At 52.7% G+C, this 21,030-nt stretch carries 18 protein-coding genes; 7 read left to right on the top strand and 11 right to left on the bottom strand.

What is annotated here, in order from left to right:
* Window positions 1-93: 93 nt before the first annotated feature.
* Complete coding sequence (locus C444_RS16550) at window positions 94-438, bottom strand: hypothetical protein (protein WP_004594162.1); 345 nt, start codon at window positions 436-438, stop codon at window positions 94-96.
* 76 nt (window positions 439-514) lie between these two features.
* Here C444_RS16550 and C444_RS16555 point away from each other — a divergent pair, with 76 nt between their 5' ends.
* Window positions 515-1,045: a hypothetical protein gene (locus C444_RS16555; RefSeq protein ID WP_004594163.1), complete on the top strand. Its 531-nt coding sequence runs from the start codon at window positions 515-517 to the stop codon at window positions 1,043-1,045.
* Window positions 1,046-1,066: 21 nt separating this feature from the next.
* On the opposite strand, the gene C444_RS16560 is transcribed toward C444_RS16555, so the two are convergent.
* Entirely contained in the window at window positions 1,067-1,597 is a 531-nt protein-coding gene (locus C444_RS16560; RefSeq protein ID WP_004594164.1) for a hypothetical protein, read from the bottom strand.
* A 307-nt stretch (window positions 1,598-1,904) separates the two neighbouring features.
* On the opposite strand from C444_RS16560, the gene C444_RS16565 reads away from it, so the two are divergent.
* The 4 genes from C444_RS16565 (at window position 1,905) to C444_RS16575 (ending at window position 4,955) form a co-directional block, all read left to right on the top strand.
* Window positions 1,905-2,285: a hypothetical protein gene (locus C444_RS16565; RefSeq protein ID WP_004594165.1), complete on the top strand. Its 381-nt coding sequence runs from the start codon at window positions 1,905-1,907 to the stop codon at window positions 2,283-2,285.
* A 611-nt stretch (window positions 2,286-2,896) separates the two neighbouring features.
* Window positions 2,897-3,676, top strand: coding sequence for a CBS domain-containing protein (locus tag C444_RS16570; RefSeq protein ID WP_004594166.1), 780 nt, complete (start codon window positions 2,897-2,899; stop codon window positions 3,674-3,676).
* 135 nt (window positions 3,677-3,811) lie between these two features.
* Complete coding sequence (locus C444_RS23005) at window positions 3,812-3,946, top strand: hypothetical protein (RefSeq protein ID WP_275039452.1); 135 nt, start codon at window positions 3,812-3,814, stop codon at window positions 3,944-3,946.
* Window positions 3,947-4,388: 442 nt separating this feature from the next.
* Window positions 4,389-4,955 carry a hypothetical protein gene (locus tag C444_RS16575; RefSeq protein WP_004594169.1) on the top strand — a complete coding sequence of 189 codons (567 nt, stop codon included), beginning with the start codon at window positions 4,389-4,391 and terminating at the stop codon, window positions 4,953-4,955.
* Window positions 4,956-5,076: 121 nt separating this feature from the next.
* Here C444_RS16575 and C444_RS16580 read toward each other — a convergent pair whose 3' ends face one another.
* From C444_RS16580 to C444_RS16600, 5 genes are all read right to left on the bottom strand, one after another.
* Complete coding sequence (locus tag C444_RS16580; protein ID WP_004594170.1) at window positions 5,077-6,168, bottom strand: HNH endonuclease; 1,092 nt, start codon at window positions 6,166-6,168, stop codon at window positions 5,077-5,079.
* A gap of 133 nt (window positions 6,169-6,301) precedes the next feature.
* Window positions 6,302-6,994, bottom strand: coding sequence for a 3'-5' exonuclease family protein (locus C444_RS16585; protein WP_004594171.1), 693 nt, complete (start codon window positions 6,992-6,994; stop codon window positions 6,302-6,304).
* Window positions 6,994-8,022 carry a hypothetical protein gene (locus tag C444_RS16590; protein WP_004594172.1) on the bottom strand — a complete coding sequence of 343 codons (1,029 nt, stop codon included), beginning with the start codon at window positions 8,020-8,022 and terminating at the stop codon, window positions 6,994-6,996. The genes C444_RS16585 and C444_RS16590 overlap by 1 nt, the downstream gene beginning before the upstream one ends.
* 367 nt (window positions 8,023-8,389) lie before the next feature.
* Window positions 8,390-9,256 carry a hypothetical protein gene (locus C444_RS16595; RefSeq protein WP_004594173.1) on the bottom strand — a complete coding sequence of 289 codons (867 nt, stop codon included), beginning with the start codon at window positions 9,254-9,256 and terminating at the stop codon, window positions 8,390-8,392.
* Entirely contained in the window at window positions 9,256-10,251 is a 996-nt protein-coding gene (locus tag C444_RS16600) for a hypothetical protein (protein ID WP_004594174.1), read from the bottom strand. The genes C444_RS16595 and C444_RS16600 overlap by 1 nt, the downstream gene beginning before the upstream one ends.
* Window positions 10,252-10,940: 689 nt before the next feature.
* On the opposite strand from C444_RS16600, the gene C444_RS16605 reads away from it, so the two are divergent.
* Window positions 10,941-11,177: a helix-turn-helix domain-containing protein gene (locus C444_RS16605; RefSeq protein WP_004594176.1), complete on the top strand. Its 237-nt coding sequence runs from the start codon at window positions 10,941-10,943 to the stop codon at window positions 11,175-11,177.
* Window positions 11,178-11,187: 10 nt separating this feature from the next.
* Here C444_RS16605 and brxL read toward each other — a convergent pair whose 3' ends face one another.
* The 4 genes from brxL to pglX all read right to left on the bottom strand — a co-directional run bounded on the left by brxL (window position 11,188) and on the right by pglX (window position 20,235).
* On the bottom strand, window positions 11,188-13,215 hold the full coding sequence (gene brxL / locus C444_RS16610; RefSeq protein ID WP_004594177.1) for a protease Lon-related BREX system protein BrxL: 2,028 nt from the start codon (window positions 13,213-13,215) through the stop codon (window positions 11,188-11,190).
* A gap of 121 nt (window positions 13,216-13,336) precedes the next feature.
* Window positions 13,337-15,763 (bottom strand): PglZ domain-containing protein, encoded by a 2,427-nt coding sequence (locus C444_RS16615; protein ID WP_004594178.1) that lies wholly within the window; start codon window positions 15,761-15,763, stop codon window positions 13,337-13,339.
* 131 nt (window positions 15,764-15,894) lie between these two features.
* Entirely contained in the window at window positions 15,895-16,443 is a 549-nt protein-coding gene (locus C444_RS21345; protein WP_004594179.1) for a TATA-box-binding protein, read from the bottom strand.
* A gap of 66 nt (window positions 16,444-16,509) precedes the next feature.
* Window positions 16,510-20,235 (bottom strand): BREX-1 system adenine-specific DNA-methyltransferase PglX, encoded by a 3,726-nt coding sequence (gene pglX / locus C444_RS16620; RefSeq protein WP_004594180.1) that lies wholly within the window; start codon window positions 20,233-20,235, stop codon window positions 16,510-16,512.
* A gap of 219 nt (window positions 20,236-20,454) precedes the next feature.
* Here pglX and C444_RS21350 point away from each other — a divergent pair, with 219 nt between their 5' ends.
* A complete protein-coding gene (locus C444_RS21350) occupies window positions 20,455-21,003 on the top strand; it encodes a TATA-box-binding protein (RefSeq protein ID WP_004594181.1) in 549 nt (182 codons plus the stop codon).
* The last annotated feature ends 27 nt before the right edge of the window (window positions 21,004-21,030 follow it).

Genomic DNA, 21,030 nt, shown 5'->3' on the forward strand with positions numbered 1-21,030 from the left:
GATAACCGTTCACCTCAGAGTGGAACAAATGATCGGAGCCAAAACACTCTCAATCCAGGAAGCCGGGTTCCGTGAACTACTCGGTATCCGCCTCTACCTGTACGAAGACGACTGGCGAAGGCATTGTTCCGCCCGATATTTCAGAGTCTCGCGGGCATAGTACGCGTCATCCCGCTCTCTTTCCGCAACTCGCTCAAACAATTGCCGCGAAATCTGCTTCGTGACGATCTCACCATCCTTAACCATCCAAGCGAACGGTTCGTTCGGATCAAGGCCCCACCGTCGGAGTATCTCCCCGTCGACCCGCAACGATTGGACAAGCTTGTCACCATACTCACTGGCTTTCTCTCGGCTCAAAACCAAGGTATCGAGAACCCCATCATCGTGCGGCTTCGGCGTCGCCCACTCAACGGTCCATTCCGAGTCAAGGTCGTTCATCACTTTATCAGACATCTGATCTACAAAACGAGCGGGCCACAGTACATATAACCCGATTGCTCTCCTCACGGCTCGTATGCCAGCAACACAAACAATCGACGTGTTTGACGGGTTAGAATTTTATGTCGAACCCGCCAAAGCACCGGACCCGGTCTACTATACGAGCGACAAACCCGAATTCGACGTACACATCCGGAACAAGGACTCAAAATACGATTTCAGTGAAGAAAGCGCGTTCACATGGACAATTGAAACGAACCCGATGCAAGTAGTGCATACCAACGAAGTCGAGTTCGGCCCCTTGGGCCGTGGAGAGGAAACGACGGTTACTGTCGGTGGGAAAGTTCTAGCGTACGAAGGCCACGGGGTTTTCGGTATTGCTACCGGTGGGGCGTCAGGAAAGAGTGGTTCCGACCGCCGAGAATTAAAATCCGGACGTGCAAAATCAGCTGACCCAGCGTACAGTTTCCACGTGTGGGACAATTCGCATTACGACGCGTCGATCCGGCAGCCGAAGCGGCTGCAGTTAGCTATGTTCGGCACTTCGGTGCTGCTAATCTTATTCGCGGTTGTTCAGGTGCTACTAGCCATAGGGATCGTGGGGTAGACGCCGGTTGGAACGCGACGGTCAGCGTCGTTCGAATTTCCCGAGTTCGAGATCCACGTGCTGATGTACTCCGTACGGATCGATGAATTCCATTTTCCTGGTGTCGATGAACCGACTTACTTCGCCGTGCCTAGGTCCCCAGTGAGCGACATCAATCCCGAGCTCTGATTCGAGCACTACTCCCCCGACGAAGTTCACTGTCCCTGCGACGAGCAACGCGAGCCACCAATCCGTTGGTGCCGCGAGGATAACGACCGCGACCGGGAGCGACGCGTACATCGTGAACGCCGGTACGCGGTACAGCTTCCCGATCTCAGCATTTACAAGATACGCAAGCATCCCGTACACTCCAAGAATCAATCCGAGGTCACCGTACCAAACGAGGAATCTTGGTGCTGTCTCTAAGCCCAGAAACGACATATTCAACGCAAGAACGTTCGTGAATGTCGTTACTCTGGACACGTAGTATTTCTCGACCACGATCCCAACGAACAGCAAGGCGAATATCGGGAGATTAGCCCCGAACACCCTAGTAAGCGCGTCAATCAGCATATTTGCTGATCTCTCTCATAGATGCATTATTGTTGGGCAGTGATGATAGAGTGAGATTGGCAGCTCACGCCGATGTTGGCTGTGCTGGATATATCCTTGTATTTCCCACACCACCTCTATCCGTTCGTGGGGCTTTCAACAGAGCCGAATATAGCTCACTAATAGACGCGGGTTGAGGATCAAGACGCTCTACATCAAATAGTAATCCCACATAGAGACGGGTGTCCGGTTCTACAGAACGAAGTCTAACCGAAGTCGCCTCGTGTCAGGGAAACTGATTACTGTCGTCCCAGTATACCTCGTCCCGATGCCCCAGATATTCGAGTTCCATTGTACGAACCCGGACTGTGAGTTCGAGATGCCGTCCGGCTGGGGATACTATATGTACGCAATCGCTGACGACGGCGAACGCATCCATTGTCCACACCCTGGAGAGATGGGACGAGCGCGAGACGTGATCGGCGAGGACGCGTCCCAGGAAGAGATCGACCGTCGCACCGGGTTCAATACCTACTGCTTCTGTATCCACTGCGAAGCGCAGGTGGATTTAGATCTCGACCGGGATGAGAAGGCGTGTCCGGAGTGTCGATCAAACGCGGTCAAGACCATCGATGAACTTGTTGACGAACAATGCCCGGTCTGCGGAGAAGGGACATTCGTCGCTGAGGATACCGGTGCGATAGCGTAGTTGCACCGGTAGGATATTATAAACGAGTGCCCGTTTCCATATGAAGTTTAACTGGATAGCGAAACGGAGAGTTCTCTATGGAAAGTGAATCGAACACCCGGGTATTTCGGCGCAGGATCTGAGAATACAGAAGGGCCGATAGCAGAGTCACATTCGGGCAGCCAGACTCACAGCACGCCTGTATCATACATATCCCGGGAATATCAGGCGTATTCACTAAGTGAGTGATTGTGGCGCGTTTGTGGACGGCCTCGTACCAACAGCTCATATTCCCCCATCGGCACTGGCAGTGCCCCCGTCCCAGATAGCTGAGAGAGTTTCACGGCAGTGAGCGGTTCTTGGGCCAGTGCGTACCCTGTTGCCATACTCACCGGTGCGACAGCGACGATCGCCTCGTCAGGCGTTGCCTCAATCAGTTCTTCAGCATTCGCATTACGGACAACTGCATCGGTCGGGAGTGAAGAGACGGGAAACAGATCGGATGCCTCGTCGTATGGAATACTATCATATACGAGGTATGGATGCTTGTTACGCATCTATACAGTCCTATTAATTTTTGAAGGTAATAAATCTAACGTCGGTATTACAGCACTCCCCTCACACGACAAACCATGACCAACGGTTGCACCGCGGACAATATTGCTACCGCAAACCCAGAAATATGCCCGGCAGACGACGTTCCGACGGCAGCAGACTGGCTTTCAGAACGCGACTACGACTCAGCACCGGTGTTCGAGGATGGCCGCCCAATTGGCTACGTGACACGAGACGCCGCAGAGACAGCCTCGCCAGACACGTCACTCGCAGAGATTACAGAACCGCTCACAGTCGATGTCCTCATCGCCAGCGACTCCCCACTCGACACAGTTCTCGAAGCACTCTATGACCGCCCGTTCTACTATCTCGCGGACCGAAACCAAGTCACGGGTATACTCACCCGTGCAGACCTCAACACCGAGCCAGTCTACCAACACCTCTACACCAAACTCTCACAACTTGAACAAGCCTTCCGAAAGACAATCCAGGAACACGTGCCAGATTGGCGCGACACCACGCCGCTTCACCCAGACATATTGGACGCCATCGACGAACGCCTCGCTGATGCGAAAGACGCCGGCGTCGCACTTGACCCGATTCACTACGCCCAATTCTCAACACTCGTGACTATCATCGGAAACAGCGACGCTGCATCACAAGCACTCGACTTCGATGCCGGGCATCAAGCAAGCAGCCAACTCGACCCAATCACGGATCTCCGGAACGATGTCGCCCATTCAACACCGGTCATACAGAACACAGACCGCGGCCTCACAGAATCCGGGCGAACAATAACCCATCTCCTCGACCAGTACCAACTTATTGAGGAACTACTTGCCACCCACAACGAATGACACGGCGAGAGTCATACACGGCCCGCGTCGGAGACTACGTCGACGAGAAACCATTTGTTCGATGGCTTCGCCTGGCTCTAAGAAGAGGCGCCCCTGCGTACGACTGTGCGAAATAATTGTTCGACCGGCAAATCTATGAGTGAAAGAATGGCCCTGAAAGCCATCCCAACCGTTGATGAACTGGTCGAAACGACTGGCCAGTCCAAAGAGCAGCTTCTCAAGGATCGTGAGGCTGCGGCGAAGATGTCGGGCGACTCTGCCGACGAGTAGCAGTATCCCTGATAGGCGAAGTTGGTTCTACGAACACGATCGGTTACTAGAATCAATGAGAGAATTCGAAAGCATCGGAGAAATGCTCGCGGCAGAGGATGAAACTGTTTACATTAGTGGTAATAGTCTAAGTGAGACGGCCTGTGTTAATGTTAAGTATAATTCATTTCTCACTGCGGGGGGACTTCGCAGACGAAATAGAATATCGAAAGCGGAAGCAGTCCACCGTGGATTATCCCCTTTCCCCAAGGGTATTTAAGTCACGATCCGATAGTTACTATTGTTTCAGAGCTCCCTTTGGCGATGGAAGCCCGCAGTAACCCTGCGTAGCCAGTAGACTACCACTTGTAGGTAGTCGTGAGACTGTCTGGATACGCACACGTTTCAGTACACCCACAGGGCACCCCTCGCACGTTGCTAACAAGACAACAACCCAACAGCTATGACGCTAACAACAACCATCGAAACAAACGGCACAGAAATCGAAGTCGACCTTGATGAACTCGATAAATATGGCTACTATTACCTTGATGAGGCTCGAAACCTCATCATTAGAGCGATCGTGTATACTCACGGCACGAAAGACAGCCGCTGGGTAGAAACATCAGAGATTGGGACAGACTACACGATCAGTGAAGTTGAGGTTGATATTGACGAACTCAAGAGATTCGTCAACGCAGAACTCAACCTCACGCTCACAGACGAAGAAGCTGAGCACATCGCTACATACTACCAAGAACAAGGCCATGAAGTAGTCAGCCACTGGATGGATGATTTTAGCGGAGACCGAATCCTATCCAAAGCCGATTACAAGATCATCTCTACAGATGTGGAAGAACCACTTCTCGGCTGGGAGTTTGAATTCGAAGACCTAATCACCCGTATCGCCGCGATAACAGAACTTCCTGATCGAGAAATACAGTGGAAACTCTTCAACGCTGCCCGAAGCGCATCACCTGGAGACTTCGAGTACAGCGCTAAAGTCGAACTCACCGGAACACCACTCTAACCGGAATTCGCACTCCCAGTGGAACCTGTTTCAGCGAACTCAAGATTGGATTCAAATCCCAGGGTGATAGAAACAACGTTGAAAACAGGAATTTGACCGCGTATCGTCCGTTCTTAGACGACTACAGCTCTGCGTTGATCCGCTGTAGCGCCGCAATAGCTGTCTGTAACTGCTCGCGGACCATTGCGTTTCCCTCGTCCGGTGTCGACTCATCCCTATCTTCTTGATCGCCCTGAACGGACTCTCCTAGTCCTGTAGGGTCAGACGGAGTACTGTCTCCGACACCGTGGCCAACGGAATCCAGCCGTTGTTGCTCATCGGAACTACTCGAATTCACGTCTGCCTCGTCGGCTGTCTCACTCGTGGTGTCACCACCTGGATGCTGCCCACCGCGACCACCGCGGCGAAACGCATCCAGGGGGAAATCATACGCACACGCTCGCTTCTCTTTGTGGAACGTCGTCCGCCTAGAAATGTCAAGCACGTCCATAACCGTCTGCCGGTTACAACCGCGTTCTAAGGCTTGCCGGACCTGCTCGTCTTCAACCCGCTGAATCAACGCTTGCGGATCCGACGGGATGTGACCACGCGCAGAATGCTCGATTTGGCCTGTCAAGCCCCACGCACCCGTCTGGACATCCTGATCAACGATCTGCCGGTCACGCGTCTCGACCTGGTTGTCAAGCCCCATCAGGACTGCAAGGCGTTCACGGACCGTCGTTGGCGACAACTCCGCCGTTAACGAGTCCGCGATCTTACCAGTCTGCGCTGGCCCCTCGTCAGCCAAGTACCGTAAGATCTCGATGTCCTGCGGAAGCAGCACACTGAGATCGGCTTCTGTGAGTGTCACTGGAGCGTCTGCGCGCGTCGATTGCTGGTGAATCCAACTGTGGCAGGATCGGCACAGCGTCGTTAGATTCTCCAGATCGTTTTCACCGACTTCGTCAGGGTCACGCTCGATATGGTGGACGTGTAACGTCGCCAGACCACCTCGCTCCGGACCTTCTCGCCCGCATACTTGGCAGCGATGACCGTCTCGTGCCAACACGTCGGCCCGCGTCTCGGGAGTCACCGACTCATTCTCACGGCTCTGCTCGTAGTCGTGGCTCGCCGCTGAGTCAGACGTACGCGTCTCCGCGTCGTCTGCCTCGCCTGTCGTCAATTGCTCGTTCGGTTCGTTGCTGAACTCGTGGTGTCCGTCAGCTCGTGTCATCAGTTTCTGTTAGCTTCGGTCGCTTGCTCGATTGGTTCGCGCGGTTCCGGCCAGCATATGGATGATCGCTTCAATCAGATCGACCGCTTCCATCGCTCCCCGTCAGACTCGGTGTTGCACAGTTACGCGAGCATCACCTCTGCACCGTCGGTGACAGTGACTTCACCGAGAACTCTGATTTCGAGCAATACCACTGAGCAAGCCGTCCGAGATCACGGGTCCGAAGCACATCAGCGACGTTATGAGTCACTAGGTCAGCGAACCGTCCCTCATTGAACGCTGTGACTGCTTCACCACTCTCGACGAACGGATCCACGTCGCTGTACCGGCCATCACACAGCACGTCATAGACGCCTGCTAAGTCACTCTGATCATCAGACACGACATCACCGTCACCACCATCACAGGATGTGACGGTCGTATTGAATCGCCGCGTTAAGACCGGCAGAAGATCCGCGTACGGGAGCTCACGGAACGGCCACTCAATCTCCAACCGTGCCAAGCGCGTCCGAAGGAACGGGAGATCGAACCCGCCCTTCCATCGTTCTCCGTTGAACGCCACCAGCAACACGTCATCATCCTGGAGCCGGTCCGCAGTGAACGATCCCACTGCTTCAAACAGCGCTCGCTCCGTCGGATGCGTCGTTACCTGCACGTGTACAGGCACGCGATCACTAACATGTCTCTCCACACCGTCGGCATCCCGACTACCAGTCTGGACGAACACGCGGACGCCCATCGGCACCGCGAATCCGATTACAGTAACCTCGTCGTCGACACCGAACCCAGTCGTCTCAATATCGAACGCGACCAGTTCCAGCACCACTACGCTTCACCCCCTGAGACATCTGCCTTCTCAACGTCGTGTATCAGCTCGGCACGATCCGGGATGCGATCATCGCTCGCCGGGCGGACTCGAAGCTCACCGAATCCGAACCGGGAATGCGTTCCAACCCGTGACACCCCGTTCTTCGCCGTCTTGACCGGGTCCGATCCGTCGTACCCGACAATCTGTCCGTGGTCAATCGTCGCTAGGTCATACACGTCTCCATCGTCGACGAGCCGTTCCGTCCGTCGCCGTAGCCCGGATCCTCTCGCTTCACTCACCTCACCCTCATTGTTACGGTCACAGTCAGCCGCACTCGACGGCGCAGCTGGGCGGGACACATCCCACCACCACGGCACGGACTGATCATCAGCACCGGGGTAGTCAGTCGCTATGACGAACGGCGACACCAACTCAATGGTGTGCTCATCAGCTGCTGCGATCCGGTCGTAGTCCAACGCCTCAAGATCGATCAGTTGTGAATCGACGATCGACAACTGACCGAACCCGTAGTTCCGCGCGCCGCCGACCTGCAGGCCATCCAGCGTCTCGTCTGCGACGGGAAGCACCGACTTCGAGTGCGAACCAGTCGTAGACAGGTAACACTGGACGAACCACCGAACCGATCGTTTCGAAGTCTGCATCTCTGGCGGGCGACCAAACCACGCGACCGAATCGAACGCAAGCCGCCCACCGTGCGACTGGACAGGATGGGCGTTATGCGCGTCCCGCGGCCGCGACGACTTCAACCAGCGCTGCGCCGAATTTCGCAGCAAGAACAGATCATCATACGCCTCGACCGGGGGTAGTGACAATCCAACCTTCCCTAACGATTCCTGAGAGTACCACGATGGCGGCGTCCCGTACGCCTTCGGCAGGAACACACCGTTGCTGACACACAGCCCTCGCCGCATCGACTCATCGACACGCTGTGCTAGTGCCTGATAGAGCGCATTCCCTGTCACGAAGTACGGGTGCCCCAGATACCCTGTCTCCAGCTCGAACAGTACCTGCTGAATTCGTGTCACGCTGACTCACCCCCTGCGTTTCCACTCCAGATCCCGAGTAATCTCCGAGACTGAAGCGCCACGGACTGCGGTCCAGACACACCCTGTTTCCAGTGCCACGAGCCGTACAGCGCCGCTACCGGCGCAATACAGGGGTCAACGGGGACACCTATCGTCCGCCAATCTCGAAGCGGCACCGCATCTCGCAGCAGTGATGCCGCCCCTCTGTCTCGACAACCACACACCCCGTTTCCAGTGTCTTCACAGGAACACCTACACCACGAGGCACACACCCCATTTCCAGTGCCCCGGGCAGGAGACCCGTCTATACCGTCGTATTCCGGCATCGACACAACCCTGCGACGAAGAGATTCGAAGCGTCTCATCGTCACGGCCACCCCCGGTTTACATCGGCAGCACCAGCATCAGGCATACCACGCCACGCAACGAACTCCTCAATGTACTGTAGCGCCGTCGACCACGACCGAAGCCGGCGAAGCTGCGCATCCAACACCATCCATTCTCGCGCCTCGTCCACATCGAACGGTTCCTGCGACAACCGTGACCAGACATCCGCAAACGATCGGGCTGGTTCCGGCCCGAGCCTCGCCGCCGGCCGATCGCCCGGATCACTCGTCACAGCCAGCGTCACCAACGGCGACCACAACACGGTTCGATGCGGCGACACCACATCACTCTCTAACGCCGCTTCGACACCGGCATCAGCGGCCGACGACTCACCTGGATGCACCGCCAAATAAAGCTCGTCGAAGGTCCGGCCTGTTCGGTACTCGGACAACAGCGCCGCCGTCAACAGCACGTGGTACTTCAGCGACGTGTACGGATAATACACGGATTCGTTGAACGCCGCCGCCACGTCGCTCGTCAGCCACGTTGCGTGTAGTCGATGCGCATCATCAGATACCACCAACGATCGGAACCCGCCATCCGCTGCCGCCTCGATCCGGTCAGATTCAGTCGCAGACTCACCCGTCAACAGCGACAATCGGTATGGAGACGAGTGATTTGCCACCATCTGTTCCGGCTCGCCCGACGGCCGACTGAGCAACGCCGCATCACTATCCGCACCACGCGGTACGGCCTCGTTCACCGGCACACCGTGGTACACCTCAGCACCCGACCCGTGCCGCCGACCATTCATTTTGTGTACATCGTGGCGATACACGGCTACCATCGGATCAGCAACTGTCTCACCGACTGCATCAGCATCCACCATCTCACGAGCATCAGCCATCAGAGATCACCTCGCTCTCCCTCATCGGCACCCTCTGGCCGATCAATCGGAGCATCCAACTTACCATCAGCACCGCTTACACGCTCCTGCAGCGCCCGCGTGAACTCTTCGCGGTACGTCTCCCGCCACTCATCGTCTTTCTCCTGCATCGCTGTCGTCGCGTTCTGCGCCCGGTTGTACACGCGACGGATCTCTCGCTCGGTGTACAACGGATTCACCACACCCACATCTGCAATCCCTGCACCGAAATTCCGCGCACCACCCAGCTGGAACTCGAACGTATCACTCTTCGAATTGAGCAACGAAACCGCTTCCAGCAGCAGCCCGACGAACTCCGGATTCAACGACCGCAGCGACAACAGCCACGTCCCTTCGACGTTGCCAACCACGTCCCGAGTCGCGTGCCGCAACGGCTGCCCACCGTCTTCATCGTTCCGCGACCGAACCTGCGTGTGCAGTTGCCGGAAATGCGCCTCGGCTTCACCACGCAGCACGTCAACTTGGGAGCGAACCGGCGAGAACCGAATCGGCCGACGCAACAACTCGCCCGGCTTGTCACCAAATCCACCGAACAACTCGTAGACAACACAGCCAGCGTCGGTATCGCCTGCCTCAACGCAGGCTCCTTTCTCGTGGTACCCCTGGCTCAGGTCACGATCATACACATCCGCACGCATATAATCCGCATTCGGTTCACCCGGATGGCACGCCGTCATCCCAGCAATCTGCAACACGCGTTCACAGCCGTGCCGTAACCAGCCCGACAGCGTGAACGGCGAAATCTGCCCGCGAATCTGATTCATCGCATCATCCGCCTCGTACCGATCCGCAGACGCATGATGCCGATCAGTCACGACACCGTCACCCGGCGCAAGCAGATCAACCTCAAAATCCAAGTAGAGATCTGGGAGCGTTGACTCATCGACAGGTGGAAGCTCGAACTCACCGTCAAGGTGCCCCACCGAGAATGACGGGGACTCCGATCCCCCCGTCATTGCGAACCACCACCGTCACACCACGACGACGGCTGCTCACGGCCAGATGACTCCGTCACCACACCCGAATGAGTCACATCAACTCCGGCACCCTCACCATCGGCACCGGAATCCAGATCAGTACCATCCGGCGTGTACGCCTCTATCGAGTTTACCGGACTGACGACAACCGGCTCAGGGTCAAGCAATACCGGCCACGACGACTGCGTCGCCGTATCGGACACAGATCCAACACGCCCCCGAACAACCAGCTCCCGGAGTGACCGATCCCACGAGCGACTATACTCATCTCCGTGACCACGGCAAAACACATCGTCAATCTTAAATTTCGAACTAGACTCCGATAGAAAAGCGGACACAGTAATGCGTCCGCCTTCACGAATTCGAGAGTTGCAAACTTGACAGATAACGGCCCCTTCCGCCAAATCTGACAGTTTCAGTTTGTTTATGTCTTCAATAAGCTCGCTGTCGATACTTTCTTGATTTGGTGGTGTTGATTTCGTCATGGGTTCGAGATTGGTTATTCTGAACCCAGCCTGGGTGCTACCACACCCGGGCGTTTCCTGATTAACGCCCGATGGCTGAGCTTCCATCCAATAGTCATGCCGCTAATGGCATAAACCTTTGGACGTTCGACTAATGGATGCCGTCCCAGCACTCATTAGTGAACCGGGGTCAATATCGGAGATATGGGCGATCGGAAGCGTGACGAAAACAGTGGTCGGTTTAGCGAGGAGTATCCTCGGGATGATTTTCTCCGGGTCCTTGAGGAACTCGGTGCAGTCGGGACGACCGACGTTGCTGAACACGTGGGGTGCGACCGAAGAACTGCTTATCTGAAGCTCCAAAGTCTCGAAGAGGAAGGCGATGTCGAGAGTCGAAAGGTCGGAAACGCTCTGCTGTGGGAATTAGTGGACGAATCTTAGGGAGTATGAATCACTCTAGTTCAATCGCCTTACTAGCCGCATCAAGGGGATTAGTGTAGAACACGAGTTGGAGCTGGTCGAGGAGTTCGTCGGGGATTTTCGGCAAGTCTTCTTTGTTCTTCGCTGGAAGGAGCACCGTTTTGGCTCCAGAATCCGCAGACAGCTGGAGTTTATCGATCAACGAACTCACGGAGACTAATTCGCCCATCAAACTCATCGATCCCAGTACAACCGTTTGTGGCCGAACTGGCCGGTCAAGAATTCCCGAAACAATACCTACGAGTAGCCCGACGCTCGTTTCACCACCCTCATTTGCATCAGAGGGGTTGAGAACCTGGACATTGATGTCGTATTCATCTAGGGTCTCTTCACGACTGAGTTCCCGCATATTCGCCTGGAGATAGTCACAGGCGGTTTCGAACGACTCTTTCATCCGTTTTCCGGGTGTGCCAGAAATGTTCGTCTTGCCTGACCCCGGGAGCGTCTGTGTCTCGATTCGGAAGGGTGCGTGGCGTCCTTCGCTCTCACCTATTGTGTAGACCGTTCCTGCCTGCTGTGTTCCTGGGGGAATGAGTGACTCGTCTGCTTCTTCGGGTACTGAGACATAGATCTCCTCTTTCGTCTCCAGGTCAAGGTAGGAGAATTCGACGGCGCGATATTCCATACCGCCAATCCGCTTCAATTGCTCCTTGACTCGACGACGACCTTCCATAGCGAATTCGAGATACTCTCGGAGCTCTTCTTTCGTGTAGTGGCCATGTGGGTGAAGTAGCTTGAGTAGACCAGAGACTGTCTTTCGTACTGCCTTTTCGTCTCGTTGGTTCAGATGGTCACCAAACGCGAACTCCTCGTTAATCGCGTCACCGTACGACTCCTTGCGAAGTTCGCGGACGAATTCAGCGAAGTAGTCGACGATGAATCCAAACTGGTCGCCAAAGAACTCGGACCGCATCTTCGGGACTTCCCACCCTGGAAGGTAGTAGTGGAATCGGTCGATGAGCGCGAGATCCTGCATATCCTCGGGGAACGGTTCAAAGAGGTGTGAACTCTTGAGAACGCCTTCAACGTCGAGGTCAATGTTTCCGACGTAGACCATCGAGGCTTGGGCAGTCAGCTCTTCAGTCCCACGAGAGAAGCTTCCGGACTCCATGTAGTCTTTGAGCATCTGGACGGCTTCCGAATCGCTGAACTGGAGTCCCCCGACCTCGTCGAATGCAACGACATCCCAGCGACCGACGAGGCCGATTCGTCCCGTATTCAGGTTCAAGAAGAGCTTTGCTACGGTGGTTTTACCGCCAGAGATGAGGATTGAATGGGGACTGATTTCGCGGTAGAGATAGCTCTTTCCCGTCCCACGTGGTCCCAATTCGACGTAGTTGTAATTCGACTCGACGAGTGGGATACACCGAGCCAAGAAGAGGAATTTCTCGCGGTCGCTAAATGAAGAGGGGTCGTAGCCGACAGTCTGAAGGAGAAGGTCCATCCATTCGTCGCGCGTGAAATCTTTACGTCGATCTTTCAGTTGGTCAAGGTCAAGATTCGATACCTGAATGGGTTTGAACGAGTCGATGCCGAAGAGGCTCTTTGGACTGTTCGCATTATCGGGGAGATATTCCAAGTCGATGATAGCCCAGACGCCACCACCGAGGAGCTTTGGATGCTTGCTGACGAGATGTTCGTTAATCTCGACATCGCTCAAACCGAGATTGACGAACGAACCGATGTAGGCATCCTGTTGCTCATCGAGCCTGACGGTGACCTTATCAATGACGCGATAGCGTCCTCGTTCTCGAACCTCGCTCTTGACGAATTCGGCTTCGTCGGGACGAACGTAGTGCTTCGACAGGATCTCTTTGACCTTTTCGAGGCCCTCTTCCAGAGATTCCTCGTCATCAGTCGCACAGTACTGTCCAATCAGATATTCGAGAACGTAGGTAGGGACGTTTACCCCGGATTTGATGTCCTGAACAAGGTCTTTCCGGACGACGCGCCCGGAGAAGACATCCAGGGCCTTCCGATCTACGTCCTCAGTCGTCATTATATAACGGCAATGTTGCCGGGGGCATATTGGTGTCGGTCATCAGGAGTGAGAACTCAAGATAGTGAATGAGTCCTGCTCGGATTCGACTACGTCAGCCCGTTGTTGTATCCGAGATCACTCACACGTCAAATCCCATATCGTCATCTCCGAAGAGTAAATCTAGGCTCACAGTCTGTCTCGTGATCGTCTCTCTGGTGTCAGTATCGACGACTTCGAATTGGACCATATCTTCACCCGAGATGGCTCCCTGTTTGAGCCGAACACGGGTGCTATTGTCGCCAGGGGAGATCTCCATCGTAACAGGATCTGCGACTGGCTCACCATCGATGGTTGCACGAACCTCTAATATTGGTGCGGGGTCGAAGGCGACTTGCCCACTCTTGGCCTCAATCTCCACGGTGAGTATGGAGTTTGTAATCGGATCAGGGATCGAGACATCGTAGCTGATCGACGCGCTCTCTTCGATTTCGCCCGTGGTTACAGTGAGACACGGGACTAGGAGTTCTTGAAGCGAAATCCCACCGTGGAAGTAGCGCATATTCCCACCTCGTGACTTGAAGCACGCGACACTACGGGGGAATAGCAACTTGATCTCGGAGCCATCAATGCCGAGTTTCGACAGTGCCTCGTGACCGATTTCGACGAACTCATCAGTATCGACAAGTGGCGTTTCACGGTCGGTAGCAGCGAACCGGCGTTTGACGACCGGAGCAAGGTCAGGGGCCTCGACTTTGTGATCGTCATTCAGCCGGTCCGTATACAGGAACCCGTGATCGCTGGTGATCACGAAGCGAGTATAGCCGGCCTGTTTGAGACGCTGGACAGTCCGTTCAACATCGTCGACGTGAGACGCAACCTGGCTGAATGCAGCATCGTCGTCAAGACTCTCGCCGAGTTTGTCTATCGTACCGGAGTAGACGACACGCGGAACGGGGTCGGACTCGGTCAGCTCTTCCAGTGAAATGTCGCCCACCTCGTCCATATCGACGACATCGAAGCCCGCAGCACTGAGTCGTTCGACGCGCTCGGCCTTTCCAGCCATTTCCTCACCACCGCTGGTGACGACGAGTTCGTCGTCGTCGAGCGAGAGTCCGAGTTCACCCGGTAGATGTGCAGCCATCCCAACCTCGGTGATCGACGGAAGTGCAGCACTCACTGCGGAGAGATCCTGTTCGAAGTCGGTTCTTCGTCCAAGATTTTCACGGATGGCTTCAGCAAGTTCGTAGCGGAGCCCGTCACAGATAATGATCGCCGTTCCGTCTTCGACCTCAGCGAATTCCTCGTAGAACGAGGTCTGTGGCGTTCCGAGTGTCGGATCGTCGCTCAAAATCTCTGCCAGAGGCCGGTTGACGCCCTGAAGGAAGGCCATGTAGTGGTTAGTGACCTGGCGTTTCACCGTGGCTTCCTTTGGGTACGGGAATGTGGCTTTCTGGGTCGCGTTGATGTAACGCCGATAGGCTGCGTCAACCTGCCACCAGCCATCGTCACTCGTGTACTGTCCTGCGAGTTCCATCGAACCCATCGCTTTCGCGTCGTCGACATCGACGGTACCGATCTGACGAAGCGTCTCTACTGCCAAAGCAGGCACCGACCAATCAACGAGATCCTCGTTGCTCCAGAAGCTGTCCCGACGTTTCGTAACTGTCCGATTGAGTTCCGCCGCGATCTCCGGAAGATCGGCATACGTTTCCTCAGCAAGTCGATCCATCACGAGCCGAATCAGACCAGTGTCGATACCCTTGAACGCAGTAGCGTTCCATCGGGTTTGATCGGATTCGATCACAGCCTCTGTGAGATCGTAGTCAGCTTCGATCTCCCGTGAATAGCGAGTGAAATCGGCGGGAGCGTACTGCTGCCAATCGTCGCAGAACTTCGCCGCTGCTTGGGCGTCATTCGCGGCGAGATTATCGTACTGTGCCGCTGGAGCACGACTCGTCACCTCACCGAAGAGGAGTTGGGTCGCCAGTTCTTTCGGGTCCAGTCCAGCATCGATGCCGTACTCCTCGCGGAGCTGTGCATCCCAGGCATCAGCCATCGCGTTATCTTCGATGTCTTCGCGGTATTCCTCAGGATCAGTGAGATAGTCACGGACCCACTCGTCGATTGCTGGGCCTACAGTCTCGAAGAGCACGCAAAAGAACGCCAGTCGTTGGTATTCGCGGTTCTGTCCCCAGTCCTCGTAAGCGTCCGGGATCTCTTCGTCGTGTTCGACGAGGAACTGTGTTACCGGTGTGTCGTCGATGTCCTGGCCGACGCGGTACTGTCGGCCAAGCGCGTGGACATCGCGGAACCACTCGGCGTCGTTTCGAGACTCGGGGATATAGAACAACCAATTCTTCTCGTAGTCCGGATCCTCGTTTCGGAGACGGAGCTTTAGCTCGAAGTAACTGCCGTCGTAGCGAGCCAATGTGACATCGTCGAGTTCAGCTTCGACCTGGTTGAGGACGCCCTTGTACTTCTCCTGGGCGTCGTACCACACCCAGACCGGGTGTCGGTCGAATTTTTGTCGAAGTTCCGTGATGATGCTGTCCGCGAGATCTCCCATTATGTTCTCCTTTCAAGCGAGGACTGATTGTTGTTTTGGGAAGTTATGCTGGGAGATGAAATAGCTGGCTGGTCAAGATATATTCTAAGAGCACTCCCCAGCGTTAGCGGACGTGATGATTCAGTCAATTGCTATACACCAGTTGTAGATAATTTCTCATCTATATTTTGATAAGCATTTTCAAGCAGGTCTATGTCTGGAGTCCCATCAATAATAATTGAACCAGTCGCAAACAAGATTGAAAACCAATCCCGATCGTCTGGCCGGTAAAATAGCCCTGGGAATTGCTCAGGTTCGTACTCTGTCTCATCAATTCCAAAGGCTAGTGCAGCAGCAGAGAGATCGATTTGCCGTCCGAGATCGCCAGTTGTAACGAAGTATCGTATTTCCAATTCTGGATGTATCTCAAGTCCTGTTTCAGTTGTAAGACTGGAACAGAATTTGTTAAATAGCTCTCTCGTGTTAGAAATCGACTTGCCGCCTGCAATATTAAATTTGCCAGAGCGGTGTAAAATCACCGTGGGTTCCAAATTATTATGGCGAAACACGACGCCAGGAAATGATTCTGGCTCATATTGAGTTCTAAACGATTCAAACTCTGTTTTGGCTATCGAATATAGATCAATTTCTGTGCCGATGGTTCCCCCACCAACAACATTCTGGATAGTAAGTTCACTCATTACACTTCACATATCATAGTCACAATATCTTTAACAGGCTATTCTATTCAGGGAAGTGCATCTGATCTACCTGGAGTAGCTTGATTTCAGTTTTGGGAGTCCAGTTTCAAGAATTTCGTATTGGTCCCATTCTTTGATATTCTCCCAAATCCCTTTCTCCACATCAACGGTAACGCCGTCGTCAATCATTTTGTCGATCGTATCTCGGAATTCTTTGGTATCATTGAGATCTTTTTGGACTTTCTCTTTCCGGTTTAGAAGATCCTTGTCTGGGTTATTGCCACTAGTCTGGGCATTTAGGGTTTCAAGTTCGTTTTCGAGTTCGTCAATACGTTGATCAAGATACTGGCCGCGAAGTTTTGGAAGTGTGTTCGAGTCTATTGCGTGATAGTAAACGAAGCAACTGAATGCACCATCCGGACTTTCGAGTTGCCAGTAAATCGGAATGCGCTGACCTCGACGACGGTATTCCTTGCAATGATGGTATCGGAAGAAGGATTCACGTAGCCAATCTTCCAATGAAGTTCCTAGGGAATCTTCAAGAGACGACTGCACACTCGAACCATCGTCAAAAACCGTTTCCAAACAGCTCGAAATTTGCTCACTTACATTTTGATTGGCGCTCTCGTTGAAACTTATTATTCCATCATCAACAGTTTCTATATCTTTATTGACATCCCACCGCCCGAAGAGTAACCCTAGACAGAATGACAGAACATAACCGACAGATTGTTCGAGTCTTTCGTCATCATAGAGATTCTTAATGTACCGGGCATCTGCGATTGTTAGAGGCGATATTTCCAAATCTTCCGCTGCGTCACGAATGTCTTCTGGGCCTTCCGAAATGTCTGAGAGCAAATTCTCATATTCATCCAGTGTTAGGGTCTTCTTGGGAACCTCATCACCGAAGGTTCCATAATTCGTTTCTAAGTTTTCTACGATAGGATATGTTGAGAGATTATTGGGCAAATTATTGTATAGTCGGTCCCTTTCTTCTGTTGGGATTGAGTATTCGTCATAGATAACTGGGTCTATAAGCCCGTGGATCAAACCCACTTCTGCATTGAGCTGGTCTTTATGATACAGTAGTTCTCTCACTCCACCTTGGACGCAGTCGGTGAAGAGTTCCGGGTCAAACTGATCACTAGTTTCATCTAGCGATACTAATCGCTCCCTGCGTTCCAATGCCTGGTTAACGAGATCCTCTACTTTTTCTTGTTCCGCCGGTTCCGGATCAATTGGTAGTCGCTTCACGTCACCGACTTCGAAATTCAACGACGGATTGATTCCGTTCAAAAGGAACCGAACCAACGTGGAATTACCATAGCCAAGTAGATACTTGTCACTTATTTCCGGTGAGTAAACGAAGTGCGATTTGTGATAGAAGATAGTGTCATCTGGCTTTTGGCGAGCAACTGCATAATTTCCGAAACCTCGGAATGAGATGCCCTCTCGGAAGTAGTAATCTGGATTTTGAGGGCGGCTTCCGCTATATTCTTTCACCTCTTTACCATCATTTTCCCAGTCAAGATAATCACGTTGAGTATCATAGTAAGGAGAAGAAGATCCACTTTTCTGATATGGAACATAATAGCTTTTTAATTCCTCAGAGGGTACTTCCCAATGTTTTCTAACAAATCGGTCATCATCCCCGGTGGCTAGTCCCTGTTTCACTTCTACTGACTCTTCTATCGCGGGATATTGGGAGAAGAGGTTGAGAAGGGAATCACCAAACCAGTATAAGAATGGCTGTCGACCAATCGATAGAAAATCATTCGAATTGATTATATAAATGTCGTCTGGGTCATCACCTTTTCTGATTTGTTTGACTAAGTAGTTCAAGCCCTGTATTTTCTTTTCGTAGTTCTCGTATTGATCTTGTTCGTGAGTCATACGGTAGAAGCGTGTTTCAGTAAGCTCCCCCGGCTCACTATTTCGAAGAAGGAATGGGATAGTGTAGGCGTCTTTTTGTTGATCAAATCCATAACGGGAGAGATGGACCCCTTCGACAAATTGATGATTCTGAAGTAGAATCCGACGAAGCTTCCGATAGCTGTACGAAAACATATAGTTCTCTGGGGTGACTAGTGAAGCATATCCATCATCCTTAGCGAACTCCCAAGATCGCTGAATGAAGGCAGCATACAAATCGCGGGTTCCAACATATCCGTCTTTCACATATTGTTTTAAATTATCCCCCATTTTCGCGCTACCCATATAAGGTGGATTAGCGACCACCACGTCGTAATCACGAATTAGAACGTCAAGAAGTTCAACTGTCTTCGATACCTCTGAGGCAAACATTTCGTCAATTGGGTTATCCTCGTTAAGGGCGATTCGAGCTATTTCACGGGTGTTCTCAAGTAACCGCTCTTTCACAGCGTCCCATGATTCCGATTCATTATCCGAGAACGAAACAACGGAAGCCTGTTTTTCAAGTCCCCCACTTTGCGTAAACTTGGATTGACCTGCTGCTTCGAGTTCGTCCCGGTATTCATCGATAATCCCCTCGATACGCTCTTCTACTCGGACAAGACTCCCCCACTCACGAATATGTTCAAAACTAGTCCAAATCTGTTCCAGAATTTCCTTTTCGAGCTCCGATTGTGATCGGTTAAGGACTTCCTGCTTTTTTTCACCATTTATCAAGACTGCATCTGCCGAGACAATATTAATTTGGTCAACATCGATATTTGGAGCCCGTGCTTTCGCTTTAAGATATAGTGACAGGGCCGCGATTTGTGCTGCACCAGAGTCAATATCGATTCCGTAGAGGTTGTTGCGGAGAATCTCACGTGGAATGTATTTTTCGGGGATCTCTCCTTCCTCTAAATACATCTGGTAGAGCACATCAAAGGCGTAGAATAGCATATGACCGCTGCCACAAGCAGGGTCAAGCACAGTAATGTCCTCAACTGCTTTGGTCTCTCGTTCAATCAAAGAGTCTTGCAGCGGGGAGAGATAGAAGCAATTCTTCTCATCGTCAATATTTGTTCGTTCGCCCTGCATTTCGAGCCACGTTCGACCCAATGAGTTGTCAACCATCCACTCAACGATGTACCGTGGAGTGAACAACTGAGTCTTCGTGGCTATATCCGTCCCAGCAATCTTGTAGTTCTCTTCATCGATACGCTCATCAATGTCTTCGCGTTCTTCCTCACCGAAATACTGGTATACCCAACCCAGTGCTTCGTCGCTCTCCCATGCTTCGTCGTCGATTAGATCTAGATCATCAAGGACTTCCTCGCGTACCTGCGCATCAAGGTCGATAGCGGTGTGTTCAGATTCCTCGAAAATCATCCGAATCTCTGCACCGATCTCCTGATACGCGAGATCGAGTGTGGCACCGAAGCCGTCGTCGGGTGCGTTAGTTAGCTCGCCGGCGATTTCAGCGACGGTGTGATGCATATATGATCGGTTACCGTACTCGGGTCGCTCGGTGATTGTTTCCTCGACGAGGCCACGAACTTCGATAATTTTCAGCGCAACGAATCGATTTAGGTAGGTCTTCGTCGCTTCGTGGACGTAGTTGGTTATCGACCGCTCCAAGTCGCCCTCAGTCGATTCGAGCTCTCGTTGGATAGCCGCATTAAGAGTACGTCGGGTGTGAATCTCCTCAACGGAGAGGTGTGTCAGATTCTCAAGTGGGAGTTTCTTGTCCTCGTAGATGCCGTACTTTTCGAGCTGGCGTCGAAGCTCATCTTCGAGCGTATGGCGCGTACTAAGAATCGCACTTCGAATGTTCGAGCGCTGATCCGACGAAAGACCGGGTTGACCGTGTGTTGTGGACATGGATTCTAAAGGATGACACGCCGCCGCGAAACGGATGGGATGGCGGCGTACTTTGTCATAGATCCCACCCGTGAGGACATACAACCAGCAAGCGCTCGGCAGGTCTTATATTGTTGGGGTTATTGTTCGTTCCGTAGTTAATCGACACCAATCACGGGAGATTGACTACGTCAAGATCAACGGAGTAAGTAATAGGGAACCTGAATATATGTCTAAGTAATGATTCGAATTATAAATATAGTTGCTTCAGGAGATCTTGGTCAAGAATTCGATTTGGTTTCCCTTTCCGAAGATCTAGATCTACCTCATATTCAGTACGAGCCCGAAATATTTCCCGGTGTTCAACTTCGGCTATCACCCAAAGGTGCCGTTATGACCATCTTTTCGACGGGTAGTTATACTATCACTGGAGTACAAAGTGAATCAGAGTTGAGATCTATATTCACCGAGGTTGTCTCCGCCATTAATGAGATATTGTCAGAAAGTGTGAAGCCAGAATATCCTACGGTTAACAATCTTGCCTGTAAAGCTGCGTTGGAGAGAGAGTTAGATCTTGCAGCAGTATCGATTGGTCTTGGTACAGAACATACAGAATATGAGCCCGAGCAATCACCATTTGTTTATTATCGCCCAGACAATACTAACTGTGTGATTACGATAGCTAATAACGGCAAAGTAGTTATTACTGGAGTAGAGGAGAAAAAAGAGGCGGAACGGGCTTTCAGTTATTTACAAGCCGAAATAGATCGCTTGTTTTCTAATAGTTAAAATAAATGAATCCAACCACAGGATCGG

The organism is Haloarcula japonica DSM 6131, from assembly GCF_000336635.1.
Classification (GTDB): domain Archaea; phylum Halobacteriota; class Halobacteria; order Halobacteriales; family Haloarculaceae; genus Haloarcula; species Haloarcula japonica.